The following is a 12,444-nucleotide window of genomic DNA, read 5'->3' on the forward strand; positions in this document are numbered from 1 at the left end:
TTAGGAGATGATTCTTTATGTTTGCAGCACTTTTTGGCGCTTATGAACAAGGGATCATCTTTGCAATCATGGCGCTCGGAGTGTATTTATCATTCCGAGTGCTAGATTTCCCGGATTTAACGGTAGATGGAAGTTTTGTATCAGGGGCTGCAGTTGCTGCTACAATGATAGTATTTGGCTATCATCCTGTCATCGCAACGGCTGTAGCACTCATCATCGGTTTCCTGGCTGGCTGTGTAACAGGCCTTTTGCATACAAAAGGGAAGATCAATCCGCTACTTGCCGGGATATTAATGATGATTGCTTTGTATTCCATTAATTTGCGCATTATGGGCCTTACATCTGAAAATTCAATTGGCCGCCCGAATATACCTTTATATAATGCCGAGTCATTATTTAGTCAATTTCAAGCGTTTATAGCTCCACTTGGCATTGATAATGCGCTCAATCAATTTTTAAGTTTGTTAGGTGTCCGCTATTTACCTTCTACTTGGTCAACTTTATTCATCATGGCGATTATCGTAATCCTCATTAAATTTATTGTAGATTGGTTCTTGAAAACCGAATTAGGACTTGCAATCCGGGCAACTGGAGACAATAAAAAAATGATTAGAAGCTTTTCAGCGAATACGGATACACTCGTCATTATAGGGCTTGGTTTCTCAAATGCGCTTGTCGCCTTTTCAGGAGCGTTATTCGCGCAATACGCGAAGTATGCCGATATTGGCATGGGAATTGGAATGATCATCATCGGTTTAGCCTCTGTCATTATCGGTGAAGCGATCTTTGGAACAAAAACAATTGTACGAACAACGTTAGCGGTTATTGTAGGAGCAATCATTTATAGAATTGTTCTAGCGCTTGCGCTACGAGTAGATTTTCTCGATACAGGAGATATGAAGTTAATTACAGCGGTTATTGTTATAAGCGCCTTAATTTTACCGCAGTATTTTGAAAAGAGACGTGAGAAAGCGAGAAAAGCGAGGCGTCATGAGGAACGTTTGGCCGAACGCAATTATTCTCTCAACAAGGAGGGAAATCCAATTGTTGAAGCTCGAACAGATAAATAAAATATTTAATGAGGCAACACTTGATGAGAAGATTGCGTTAGATGAAATCAACCTCGAGTTAACATCCGGTGATTTTGTAACCGTAATCGGAAGCAATGGGGCTGGAAAATCGACGATGTTAAATATGATTTCCGGCGCTCTTACCCCTGACTTTGGAAAGATTGAAATTGCAGGTAAAGACGTTACAAAGTTACCTGAGTATGTCCGTTCACGAATGATCGGAAGAGTATTTCAAGATCCGATGGCAGGTACCGCTCCAACGATGACAATTGAAGAAAACTTAGCAATGGCATATTCTAGGGATAAAAAACGAGTGTTGCGGAGAGGTGTTGATAAAAAACGCCGGGAATTTTTCCGCAGCTCGCTTGAAACGTTGCATTTGAATTTAGAAAATAGGTTGAATGCAAAAGTTGGCATGTTATCCGGTGGAGAGCGTCAGGCGCTATCTTTACTAATGGCGACATTTACGCAACCGTCTATTTTATTGCTAGATGAGCATACAGCTGCACTCGATCCATCTCGTGCAGAATTGATTACGAACTTAACAAAAGAACTTGTTGAAAAAGATCAATTAACAACGCTTATGATTACACATAATATGCAACAGGCACTGGATCTAGGGAACAGACTTATTATGATGGATAAAGGCCAAATTATATTAGAAGTTGGAGCCGAAGAAAAGAAGGGTCTAACGATTGATAAACTGATGGCTGAATTCCAGCGTATTCGTGGTGAAAAGTTAACGAGTGACAAAGCGTTACTAACAGTTTAAGTGTAAGCTTGGAAAGAACGAAGGGGCATCACAGAAAGTCGGTTTTTGCAGACTTTCTGGATAGCCCCGTTTTTGCGTTAACTGTCAGAGCTTGGCTCAGCTTCATCTAACGGGATTAGCTTATAGTCTTCATATTGCCGTTCAATCCCAATTGAATCGGCATCGGTTTCTTCTGTTACCTTCCCATTCATAGATGGCAACCGCTTCTTTGGAATAGATCTGACAAATGTTTTTTTCATTATGGTACCTCCTTTACTTCGGAAAATACCCTTGTTGCGGAAAAAGGAAACAAACGCATCAGTTGCATTCAAAATAAAACATGAACAATAGGCGGTCCAGAATACATAGTATAAGAGAAAGACTCGGTAGAGGAGCTTGTGATTTGGAACGTTCGAAAGTTCATTATCATAATAAGCCGAGCGGTTTTCCAGTGAATCAAGATCGATTCGTTTGGAATCCGTATGTGGCATTTATACAGGAGCAAAATGAGTTTAATGCGCAACTTGTGACTGCAGTAAGTAAACTCGAAACGATTTGCGACAAAATTCTACATGTCGTTTCCAACCAGCAGCATGTTCATCGGAACCGTTATATTCATTTACGAGACCGAATTTGGGAAGTCCATGAGAGATTGAGAGCCGAATCCGTTAGACAAGACGCGATACGCGAGGAACTCGGGAAACAGGGAGAAGCCGTTTTCCGTCTGCGTAAAAGCTTACAAAACCATCGAATGTCGATGCGTGAATTCACACTCAATCAATATGATGATCTGCATGATGTGCTGGACATGCTCGACCGGATTAGTGTAGACCATGCAAAAATAGGGGAAATGCAAGAACAGGTCATCGAAAAGTTAGATGCGCACGATTTACAGCGGAAACGCGAAGCAGAAGAAGTAGAGAAGTCGATCGGAAAAATCCTTTTGGCGAAGAAGAGCATTGGCACACTTCTTGCCACATTGCCTCCGAAATATCCTCTTCAACGAATTATTATCGATGGCGGAACAATCGACGTTGACCATTTGTTAAATGTCGATGATAAGAAGGGAGTCGCCTATTTTTCATCCCCTACAGGCATTGTGACGGCGGCGATTGATAAGCTAGACGCCATCCATTGGTAAGGAAAGTTATAGTTTGTTCATAAACAGTTCAACTGGAGCGACATGCGCAACGTTCCGGGTTGAACTGTTTTTTTATGCAATTGGTCAAAAACTTTTGGCAGCCAAGCGGTCGTCCTATATGGGAGGAATTTTTAATAATACAGTATAAAGACCCTTCAATTCAAAAGGCTTTCAAAGTGAAAGGGGGTGACCAAGCTATGAACAACGAAACAACTTCAAACGCCAACGATCATATTTACGACATACTCTCAACATTGCCTGCAGGAACTACGACAATTTCGCAAATTCAAGTAGATGATGTGTTAGTCGATGTAACTAGTTTTATAAACCTCAATAGAACGGAAAACCTTGCCTATTTCACCTCGCCGATCGGGACAACGCTCATCGTGGACTGTCACAAAATCTCTCTATTAGTGTTCTAAGTTTTAGGCGAATGATGGACAAGCAAACCGTTCCATCTGTCCAGCTAAGAAGGGAGGTGCGCACGAAAATGGCAAACAACTCGATTTGCAGCCTATTGGCAACGTATCCAATTAACTTTCCCGTAATGAGTATTATTATTAACGGACGTCGACAAACCGTAACATCATTTACGAGCTTTAACAGTGAAACATCAATAGGCTATTTTAACGATGCCGGCAGCACAATCGTCGCAGACTGCAGTAAAATCTCACTCATCGAATTATGACGAAGTCGGGCAGAGATAGCATCCATACACAAACACCCTCTAACTATAAAAAAAAGCCTGTAAAGTTCAATCTTACTTTACAGGTCTTTTAATTTCCTTGATAGAATGAAAACCTCTGTGAATGAAAGAATTACTATGCAAATTATTTTAAATATACTAAAATTGAAATAGCGAGGGGGGAGTTTATGTCGAAGAGACGAATCGCTTTCATAATGATATTTTGTTTATTCATCACATTCCATCCAGCATCTGCGGCTACGGAAGTGAAGAGTTCATTCAAAAAAGCTGAGGCCGTCCACTATGCAATTAGTGTGCCGGTGACGAACGTATGGCGCATACCGAATAAGACGCGCAAAATCGACGCGGTTTCAATCGCAACTAAGCCTGATATGGCGAAGTGGACGAAAGTTTTAACGGTGGCGGAGAAGAATTGGTTAATCGGCAAATTAGATACGCAAGCTTTATATGGGGACCAAGTCGAAGTGTTAAAGTCGAGTGGAGATTGGCATTATATCGCGGTTGTGGACCAGTTTAATAAGGGCCAAGCGAAAGGCTATGAAGGATGGGTGCCGAAATCACATGTGAAAGCATATACGCAAAATAATGCCGGTTCCGCAATTGCAGTCGTTACGTCGAAAATCGCTTCCTTATATAACGAGCCGAAACTTCATGATAAATATAAATTCATCGATATTAGTTATACAACGATTCTCGATGTTGTGAAGGAGGAAAGGGATTGGCTGCAAGTGCAGACGAAAACGGACGGCTTGAAATATGTCCGCAAGAAGGATGTGAAAGAATTTGAGGATTTCGCATCCATTCCGAAGCCGACGCAAAAAGAGCTCGTCGATAGCGCCGAACAATATGTTGGCCTTCCGTATTTGTGGGCGGGTGTATCGGCGTACGGGTTTGATTGTTCGGGATTGATGTATTCAGTGTATAAAAATCACGGCATCCTCATTCCGCGGGATTCTTCCGTCCAAGCGACCGAAGGAACCGCAGTGAAACGGAAAGACTTGCAACCTGGTGATCTACTATTTTTCGCGCATAATAAAGGAAAAGGGAACGTGTATCACGTCGGAATGTATGTTGGTGACGGCAAAATGGTTCACGCCCCGAATTCCTCACGTAAAGTTGAAATCGTCAGCATTAACGCGGGAACGTATAAAACAAACTACGCAGGCGCGCGGAGATATTTGAAATAAAATGAGAGAACGGCCCTTTCCAAATCGGAAAGGGCCTTCTCGCGCTCAAAGCGAGCCGTCCCGCGCTCAAAGCGAGCCGTCCCGCGTCCAAAGTAAGCCTCTCTGCGCTCAAAGTAAGCCGCTCCGCGCTCAAAGCAAGCCGCTCCGCGCTCAAAGCAGGCCGCTCCGCGCTCAAAGTAAGCCGTTCCGCGCTCAAAGCAAGCCGCTCCGCGCTCAAAGCAGGCCGCTCCGCGCTCAAAGCGATCCGTCCCGCGTCCAAAGCGAGCCGTCCCGCGCTCAAAGCGAGCCGTCCCGCGCTCAAAGCGAGCCGTCCCGCGCTCAAAGCGAGCCGTCCCGCGCTCAAAGCGAGCCGTCCCGCGCTCAAAGTAAGCCGTTCCGCGCTCAAAGCGAGCGATTTCGCGCTCAAAGCGAGCGGTTCCGCGCTCAAAGCAAGCCGCATCGCGCTCAAAGCGAGCCGTCCCGCGCTCAAAACGGCCCACCACGCGCTCAAAGTACATCCATTTCCCACTTCAAGTTCTACATTCCGCCTCCGAATCTTATAGTGTACTAACGCCATGGGAGGGATGCTGTGTTAATTGATGGGGTGTTTGCAGGTGGCGGATTGAAGGGGTTTGCATTGGTCGGTGCGTACCAGGCATTGGAAGAGAAAGGGTATCGTTTCAAACGGGTGGCGGGGACGAGTGCCGGGGCGATCCTTGCTTGTTTCATTGCCGCAGGCTATTCAGGCAGGGAAATTGAACAGATGATGCAAGAAGAGGATTTACAATTATTGCTCGATCCACGGAAAACAATTCTTCCGATACCATTTATGAAATGGCTCATGCTTTATTGGCGCATGGGGCTTTATCAAGGGAATGCTCTTGAGGACTGGTTTTTCGAAAAGCTGTCCGCAAAGGGAATCTACAATTTTGCAGATCTACCACCTGGATCGCTGAAGCTTGTGGCGTCTGATCTGACAAACGGGAAGATGATTGTGTTGCCTGACGACCTCGTCCATTATGGCATCGAACCAGAAATGTTTTCGGTCGCTCGTGCACTTCGCATGAGCTGCAATATCCCGTTCTTTTTTGAACCTGTTCGATTTAAGGCACCGAGCGGGGAAACGATTGTCGTCGATGGGGGAGTGCTCAGCAATTTTCCGATGTGGATATTCGATGACTCGGAAGGCAGACGGGAGCGTCCTTTGATTGGGATGAAACTGAGCCATCGAAAAGATGAGATGGGTGGCCGAGAAATTAGCAATGCGCTCAATTTGTTTGAAGCGTTATTTTCCACAATGAAAAACGCGCATGACGATCGGTATATTTCTCGGAAGCATGAAAAAGATATTATTTTCATCCCCGTCCAACAATACAGCGCGACCCAGTTCAATATGGAAGATGAACAAAAGGATGCATTAATGGCAATCGGATGGTCGCGAACAAACGAATTCTTGCAAACATGGCAACATTCAATGGAACGGCCCCGTAGTGTCAGGATGATTGTCTAATGAAAAAACCGTCTACACAGTTGTGTGGACGGTTTTTGCCTTACATTCTTTTAAAACTATGGAATTTCGATTTCCAATAGATATTGTTTAAGCTGACGACTTGCGATTGCTTCCCGCCGGCATGGACAAATTTATTGTTGCCGATGTAAATACCTACGTGGGAAATTCCTTTACGGTATGTGTTTTGGAAGAATACTAAATCACCTGGTTGCGGGTCGCTTACTTTTTTCGATTGCGCAAATTGCCCTAACGTATCTCTTGAAATTGATTTGCCGGATTTCTCATAGACGTATTGGACGAAACCACTGCAGTCGAAACCTTTCGTCGTCGTTCCGCCAAAACGGTACGGAATGCCTGTCAGGCCAGTTGCGCGTTTAACGATCACGTCAGAAAGCGCTACATTTTTATTCGTCTCGGCGACCGATTTCTTTGTTAATAACGTGCTTAGTGCCCAGCCTGTTTCGCCGTTCACTTTCACTTGAAACCAAAGTTCTTCGCCGACTTTCTTTTCGTTTATAACAGAGACGGTTGTCCCTTTTTTCGCTAATAGAACAATTTTATTGTTAGTTCCTGCTTCGGAACGAATATTTACATTATGAGCTGTTGTATATGTACCTGTATGTACTGACACGGTTTGTGATGAAGGAGCACTTGCCTCCGCATCTACTGCCGTAAATCCAAATGCTAATGAACCTGCTACGAATAACGATAAAGCAACTTTCTTCACAAGAATCCCCTATCTACCACTTATCTTCTGGTTGTATATTTTTCTCTTGCTAATGACAGTTCCTATTGTATCGACTGAACATTACAGGACAGGGGCAGATATATTACAAATACATTACATTGTTCTAAAACACGTAACATATGATGAAATTAAAAGTTTTTGTCGTAATACCTTTGCGACATTAATAAGATGTTAGTGATTCGTTGGCATATCAATTTATACGTTTTTCACTAAATAACATGCTTTTCACTAAAAAGAAGGGGTGGATAGGATGAAGAGGAAGTTGTTTGTTTTAGTCGCTTTTCTATTAACGAGTATATTCCTTTTGGCTGCTTGTTCGGACAAAGGAAAAAACGCGGAAGTAGAAACGAAAATAGAAACGGAAAAAGCTACGGTGACGGAAGAGAAAGCGGAAGAAAAAGTGGAAGTAAAGGACCCTGTTAATTTAACGATGTACAGTTGGCGTCCGGAAGACCGCGAAGCGTATGAGAAATTCATTAAAGTATTCGAGGACCAAAATCCAGGCATTACCGTAACATTCAAGCCGTACAAGTCAACGGAATACGGGACGATTTTGACGAATGCACTAACAGCAGGGCAAGGGCCAGATATTATCCAACTTCGCCCGTATGAAGGGGCGGTATCGATTATCGATGCCGAGTATATCGTGCCGTTGGATGATATTAAAGGAATTAATGATATATCCGATGAGTACTTGACCGCAGCAAGAGGATCGGACGGCAATGTGTACGGCGTGCCACTATCCTTGAATGCCGGCATCATTTTTTACAATAAAGATGTTTTTGAAGAGCATGACTTTAATTTGCCGACGACGTGGGATGAGTTGCTCCAGGTCGGAGAGGAAATGAAGGCAAAAGGAATCATTCCGATTGCACAAGCGGGGAAAGCAGCCTATTTGCTATCGCTTACGCATAGTGTCATCGGTGCAACGTCGTATGACCAGTCATATATCGATGATCTATTGAGCGGAAAAGCGGATTTGACCGATGAGCGTTTCGTCGAGTCAGTAAAACGGATGGAGCAATTGGAAGGTTTGTTCCCGAAAGACTTTATTGCTTTGGATGATAAAGATACACAAGCAATGTTCTATACAGGCCAAGCTGCGATGTACATTAACGGAAGCTACCGGTTGGAAACATTTGAAAACACGGCTCCAGATTTGAATATCGGGATTCTTCCTTCATTTGCAAGTGAAGAAGGTGGGGAGACACCGCTCGTTACGTGGGTAGATGGCTCGTACGCCGTCGTTAAAGCTTCTAAATATCAAGAGGAAGCGAAGAAGTTTATGGAATTCATGGCTTCAAAAGAATTTGGTCAACTGTTCAGCGATGAATTGTCACGGATTAGCGCAATTCCGGGAGTAGAGCCGAAACATGAGTTGGTAAAAGAAATGACTAAACTCGGCGAAGCGAATCCGACTCCTTACTTAATGCTCGTCCATTTAGGTGGCGGTTCACCGACTACGAAAACGACCTTTGAGAACGCACTGCAAGGCATGTATATAAAGGAGCTGACCGTTGACGGCGTCATTGAAGAATCCCAGAAATCAATGGATCGATGGTTTGAACCAGTGAAATGATCGTACGGGAAATCAGCCGGTTCAGGTACATTGCCGGCTGTTTTTTCCTTTCAAAACGTTGAGGGGGAAAGACGATGAGACTGAAAGAACAGGAAGTTGTAGAAGCGAAAGCTTTACCTAAACCCTCCAGGAATAAACGAAGTATTAAAAAACACTTTTTGCATCTTTTTTTACTGCCTGCACTATTTTTCTATGTCGGTTTTCAAGTGTATCCTATCCTAGCCGCTTTCGTGAACAGCTTTTATTCCTTTAAAGGGATGGTCAAGCAGGACTTCATCGGTTTGGAAAATTTCATCCGGCTGTTTGCGGAAGAGCCGTATAACAATATTTTCAAAAATGCATTCGGGCATAACATCATTTATTTCGTCGTTACTGTATTTTCGAAACTCGTAGTGGCGTTCGCTTTAGCTTTAGTAATTAATAGCAAAATTAAAGGAAGAGAATTTTTCAAAGCTGTCTTTTTCATGCCGAAGTTATTATCTGTTATCGTCGTTGGCTTCCTTTTTAGCTTAATTCTAAACCCGACAAATGGGGCGTTGAACAGCTTTTTGAAGATGGTTGGGCTCGCAGAATGGGCGCATCCTTGGCTAGGAGATCCGAAAACGGCGCTTTACACGATCATCCTCGTGAATAGCTGGTATAGTATCGGATTTGCCATTCTCATTTTCCTCGCAGGACTTCAAGCGATTCCGGAGGAGATTTACGAAGCGGCTAAAATCGATGGAGCATCTGGGGCGAAAATGCTGTTTCGAATTACAATTCCGATGGCGATGCCGTCCATTATGATCATGACAATTTTAACGTTCATCGGTTCATTTGAAACGTTTGAACTCGTATTTGCGATGCAAGGCTCGTCGGGCGGACCTTATTATTCGACGGACGTATTGGCATTGTTCTTCTATCGGCTAGCATTCGGATCCGTTGACGGTGGGGAAGCAATTGGGCTCGGTTCTGCGCTCGCGGTCGTGCTTTTCCTAATCATCTGTACCGCAACCGCTATTTCACTCTTCTTCTTCAAAAGGAAAGAAGTCGAACAATAATGGAGGGAAAGCATGTCAAAGACTGTTAAACAAATAATGAAGTATCCGATTTTAATCGTGTTCGCATTTATTGCACTGTACCCGATATTTTTAATGTTTCTTTCTTCCGTGAAGCCGAATCTTGAAATATTGACGTCCCCTCTTTCATTTCCGAAGGAGTTTACGTTGCAGAACTTTGTCATTGTTTGGGAGAAAGTAAACTTCAGTAGTTATGTATGGAACAGTGTGTATGTAAGCGCATTGTCGATCTTCTTCATTTTGTTCTTTTCGTCATTAGCCGCATTTTACTTATCGAGATATGAATTTAAGTGGAATGCGTTCATCCTGTTTTTCTTCATGCTCGGACTGATGATTCCGATGAAACTCGCCATTTTGCCGCTCTATATGATGATGTTAAAGCTAGGTCTGTTAAATTCGTTGAACTCGCTCGTTATTGTCTACATAGCGGGAAATGTACCGTTCGCGGTATTCGTTTTTTACGGGTTTTTCCGGTCGCTACCGAAAGATTTAGATCAATCGGCTAGGCTTGACGGGTGCAATGAATTTCAGATTTACTACAAAATTATTTTACCGCTTATGAGGCCGTCATTGGCGATTGTCGGGATTGTTAACTTAATCGGCGTTTGGAATGATTTTTTCTATCCATTAATTTTCATTCATGATGATGCGAAAAATACGATACCGCTTGGGATGCTCTCCCTCTTCGGCGAGTACGACACGCAATGGAATCTATTGTTTGCGGGATTGACGATATCGTCGTTGCCGATGATTGTTGCATTTTTATTGGCGTCTAAACAGTTCATTGAAGGTTTGACGACAGGGGCAGTCAAATGAAGAAAAGGTGGATTACGTTCGACTTAGATGGAACGCTTATGCAAAATCCGTTTGTCGGTCATGTATTTCCTGAAATTGAAAGACGGATATTGCTTGAAAATAAACTGCTTGAAAATGTTGTCGGGCAAATAATCGGCGAGCACGTAATACGTTTGAAGGACGGAAGGATTGCGGATGCGTACGATTGGGACGACATTGTCATGCATTTCCTGAAAGCAAATGAGTTACAAACGTCAATCGATGTAGTAGAAATTTTGAGTGGCTTTTGCATGGAACCGAATGTGTATTTGCTAGAAGACTCAATTGGTGAAGTGCTGGATGAGTTGAAGCGGCTTGGCTACTCATTAGCAGTCGTCACGAACGGTTTTACAAAATACCAATTGCCCGTTATGGACGAATTAAAACTGACCGAGCATTTCGATCTCATTGTTACCCCTCAGGAAGCGGGTTTCGCAAAGCCAGATGTAAGAGTGTATGACCTCGTTTTGAAACATGGCGAAATCGTTGCACATGTAGGGGATCGAATCGATGATGACGTCATTTCCGCAAATGCGATCGGCGTCCGTTCCGTCTGGATATGTCGGCAGTTGCCGGATTCAATGAAAGAGATGGCGCCTACTGAACGAAGAAGGGTACCGGAAATGCACGAACTTGCATTGCGAAAGTTAATGAAGGAAACGAAAACACAATTTGAACGGCTTCCCGTAGAGGCGATCCCGCAAGAAGTCATTTATAGCGTATTAGAATTGCCGTCCGTTTTACGGAATGAAGGAGAGGGTGCAAAATGGCAGAGTTAGTGTTGGAACATCTGTATAAACAGTTCGATAAACATGTAACCGCTGTGTCGGACTTTCATTTGCATATTAAAGACGAAGAATTCATCGTATTTGTGGGCCCTTCAGGATGCGGAAAGTCGACGACGCTCCGAATGATTGCAGGGCTTGAAGAAATCACGTCCGGAAACATTTATATTAACGGAAAAATAGTTAATGACGTCGCACCGAAAGATCGGGATATCGCAATGGTTTTTCAAAACTACGCTCTCTATCCGCATATGACGGTGTATGGAAACATGGCTTTCGGCTTAAAGAATCGAAAGTTTCCGAAGGCGGAAATCCATGAACGCGTCATGAATGCAGCAAAGATTTTAGGGCTGGAGGAATTGTTAGATCGAAAACCGAAAGCGCTATCCGGAGGGCAACGGCAACGTGTTGCGTTAGGAAGAGCGATCGTCCGCGATGCACAAGTGTTTTTAATGGATGAGCCGTTATCAAATCTCGATGCGAAATTGCGCGTCCAAATGCGTGCGGAAATTGCCATGCTCCATCAACGGTTGAAAACGACGACGATTTATGTGACACACGACCAGACAGAAGCGATGACGATGGCGACAAGGCTCGTCGTTATGAAAGACGGGTTTATCCAACAAATTGGTTCCCCGAAGGAAGTGTATGAGTATCCGGAAAATGTATTTGTCGGCGGATTCATCGGTTCACCGGCGATGAACTTTTTCACAGGCATGATCGGTGAAGGGACGTTTACGATTGGAGAGACGACGTTGTTCATTTCAGAAAGCCGGATGGAAATGTTGCGCGGCCTCGGCTATATCGGGAAAGAAGCACTAATCGGAATTCGACCTGAGCATATTGAGGAAGCTGCAATTGGTAGTGGCGGCGGGACGAAATCCAACGTATCCGTTCTCGTCGATGTGTCTGAGCTAACCGGTGCTGAAACGATGGTGTACTCCAGCTTGGAAGGGCAGAAATTCGTCGCTCGCCTCAGCGCAGAAACAGCAATCCGTCCTGGAGAGCACGTGAATCTTGCTTTTGCAATGGAGAAAGTCCATTTCTTCGATAAGGAAACCGAGCTGCGCATTCGTGTTGAATAGAGAATAGAAGG

At 43.9% G+C, this 12,444-nt stretch carries 15 protein-coding genes; 12 read left to right on the top strand and 3 right to left on the bottom strand.

Annotated elements, in window-relative coordinates:
- Positions 1-17 precede the first annotated feature (17 nt).
- Both QM454_RS09465 and QM454_RS09470 read left to right on the top strand, forming a co-directional pair.
- The gene (locus tag QM454_RS09465) at positions 18-1,070 is read left to right on the top strand and encodes an ABC transporter permease (protein WP_432357235.1); all 1,053 of its coding nucleotides are present in this window, start codon (positions 18-20) and stop codon (positions 1,068-1,070) included.
- A complete protein-coding gene (locus QM454_RS09470) occupies positions 1,045-1,842 on the top strand; it encodes an ABC transporter ATP-binding protein (RefSeq protein ID WP_432357237.1) in 798 nt (265 codons plus the stop codon). The genes QM454_RS09465 and QM454_RS09470 overlap by 26 nt, the downstream gene beginning before the upstream one ends.
- A 77-nt stretch (positions 1,843-1,919) precedes the next feature.
- On the opposite strand, the gene QM454_RS09475 is transcribed toward QM454_RS09470, so the two are convergent.
- The gene (locus QM454_RS09475; RefSeq protein WP_432357239.1) at positions 1,920-2,081 is read right to left on the bottom strand and encodes a hypothetical protein; all 162 of its coding nucleotides are present in this window, start codon (positions 2,079-2,081) and stop codon (positions 1,920-1,922) included.
- A 143-nt stretch (positions 2,082-2,224) separates the two neighbouring features.
- Here QM454_RS09475 and QM454_RS09480 point away from each other — a divergent pair, with 143 nt between their 5' ends.
- From QM454_RS09480 to QM454_RS09495, 4 genes are all read left to right on the top strand, one after another.
- Positions 2,225-2,962: a hypothetical protein gene (locus QM454_RS09480; protein ID WP_432357241.1), complete on the top strand. Its 738-nt coding sequence runs from the start codon at positions 2,225-2,227 to the stop codon at positions 2,960-2,962.
- A gap of 197 nt (positions 2,963-3,159) precedes the next feature.
- Complete coding sequence (locus tag QM454_RS09485) at positions 3,160-3,384, top strand: hypothetical protein (RefSeq protein WP_432357243.1); 225 nt, start codon at positions 3,160-3,162, stop codon at positions 3,382-3,384.
- A gap of 68 nt (positions 3,385-3,452) precedes the next feature.
- Positions 3,453-3,650: a hypothetical protein gene (locus QM454_RS09490; protein WP_432357245.1), complete on the top strand. Its 198-nt coding sequence runs from the start codon at positions 3,453-3,455 to the stop codon at positions 3,648-3,650.
- Positions 3,651-3,835: 185 nt separating this feature from the next.
- Positions 3,836-4,855 carry an NlpC/P60 family protein gene (locus QM454_RS09495; protein ID WP_432357247.1) on the top strand — a complete coding sequence of 340 codons (1,020 nt, stop codon included), beginning with the start codon at positions 3,836-3,838 and terminating at the stop codon, positions 4,853-4,855.
- Here the strand turns inward: QM454_RS09495 and QM454_RS09500 are convergent.
- The gene (locus tag QM454_RS09500) at positions 4,800-5,345 is read right to left on the bottom strand and encodes a hypothetical protein (protein ID WP_432357249.1); all 546 of its coding nucleotides are present in this window, start codon (positions 5,343-5,345) and stop codon (positions 4,800-4,802) included. The two genes, QM454_RS09495 and QM454_RS09500, sit on opposite strands and share 56 nt — an antisense overlap.
- Positions 5,346-5,423: 78 nt before the next feature.
- Here QM454_RS09500 and QM454_RS09505 point away from each other — a divergent pair, with 78 nt between their 5' ends.
- Entirely contained in the window at positions 5,424-6,344 is a 921-nt protein-coding gene (locus QM454_RS09505; protein WP_432357251.1) for a patatin-like phospholipase family protein, read from the top strand.
- Positions 6,345-6,384: 40 nt separating this feature from the next.
- Here QM454_RS09505 and QM454_RS09510 read toward each other — a convergent pair whose 3' ends face one another.
- Entirely contained in the window at positions 6,385-7,071 is a 687-nt protein-coding gene (locus QM454_RS09510) for a C40 family peptidase (protein WP_432357253.1), read from the bottom strand.
- Between the two features lie 271 nt (positions 7,072-7,342).
- Here QM454_RS09510 and QM454_RS09515 point away from each other — a divergent pair, with 271 nt between their 5' ends.
- The 5 genes from QM454_RS09515 (at position 7,343) to QM454_RS09535 (ending at position 12,433) form a co-directional block, all read left to right on the top strand.
- Complete coding sequence (locus QM454_RS09515; RefSeq protein WP_432357255.1) at positions 7,343-8,671, top strand: ABC transporter substrate-binding protein; 1,329 nt, start codon at positions 7,343-7,345, stop codon at positions 8,669-8,671.
- Positions 8,672-8,745: 74 nt separating this feature from the next.
- Positions 8,746-9,711: a carbohydrate ABC transporter permease gene (locus QM454_RS09520; RefSeq protein ID WP_432357257.1), complete on the top strand. Its 966-nt coding sequence runs from the start codon at positions 8,746-8,748 to the stop codon at positions 9,709-9,711.
- 12 nt (positions 9,712-9,723) lie between these two features.
- The gene (locus QM454_RS09525) at positions 9,724-10,545 is read left to right on the top strand and encodes a carbohydrate ABC transporter permease (RefSeq protein ID WP_432357259.1); all 822 of its coding nucleotides are present in this window, start codon (positions 9,724-9,726) and stop codon (positions 10,543-10,545) included.
- Positions 10,542-11,342, top strand: a complete 801-nt coding sequence (locus tag QM454_RS09530; RefSeq protein WP_432357261.1) for an HAD family hydrolase — start codon at positions 10,542-10,544, stop codon at positions 11,340-11,342. Before QM454_RS09525 ends, QM454_RS09530 begins: the two co-directional genes overlap by 4 nt.
- Positions 11,330-12,433 carry an ABC transporter ATP-binding protein gene (locus tag QM454_RS09535; protein WP_432357263.1) on the top strand — a complete coding sequence of 368 codons (1,104 nt, stop codon included), beginning with the start codon at positions 11,330-11,332 and terminating at the stop codon, positions 12,431-12,433. Before QM454_RS09530 ends, QM454_RS09535 begins: the two co-directional genes overlap by 13 nt.
- Positions 12,434-12,444: the final 11 nt, after the last annotated feature.

Source organism: Sporosarcina sp. UB5, from assembly GCF_050859005.1.
GTDB lineage: Bacteria > Bacillota > Bacilli > Bacillales_A > Planococcaceae > Sporosarcina.

Coding starts and splice junctions, on each gene's coding strand:
- QM454_RS09490 (WP_432357245.1), top strand. CDS start 3,453: ATGGCAAACAACTCGATTTGCAGCCTATTGGCAACGTATCCAATTAAC.
- QM454_RS09465 (WP_432357235.1), top strand. CDS start 18: ATGTTTGCAGCACTTTTTGGCGCTTATGAACAAGGGATCATCTTTGCA.
- QM454_RS09485 (WP_432357243.1), top strand. CDS start 3,160: ATGAACAACGAAACAACTTCAAACGCCAACGATCATATTTACGACATA.
- QM454_RS09535 (WP_432357263.1), top strand. CDS start 11,330: ATGGCAGAGTTAGTGTTGGAACATCTGTATAAACAGTTCGATAAACAT.
- QM454_RS09525 (WP_432357259.1), top strand. CDS start 9,724: ATGTCAAAGACTGTTAAACAAATAATGAAGTATCCGATTTTAATCGTG.
- QM454_RS09530 (WP_432357261.1), top strand. CDS start 10,542: ATGAAGAAAAGGTGGATTACGTTCGACTTAGATGGAACGCTTATGCAA.
- QM454_RS09495 (WP_432357247.1), top strand. CDS start 3,836: ATGTCGAAGAGACGAATCGCTTTCATAATGATATTTTGTTTATTCATC.
- QM454_RS09515 (WP_432357255.1), top strand. CDS start 7,343: ATGAAGAGGAAGTTGTTTGTTTTAGTCGCTTTTCTATTAACGAGTATA.
- QM454_RS09475 (WP_432357239.1), bottom strand. CDS start 2,081: ATGAAAAAAACATTTGTCAGATCTATTCCAAAGAAGCGGTTGCCATCT.
- QM454_RS09520 (WP_432357257.1), top strand. CDS start 8,746: ATGAGACTGAAAGAACAGGAAGTTGTAGAAGCGAAAGCTTTACCTAAA.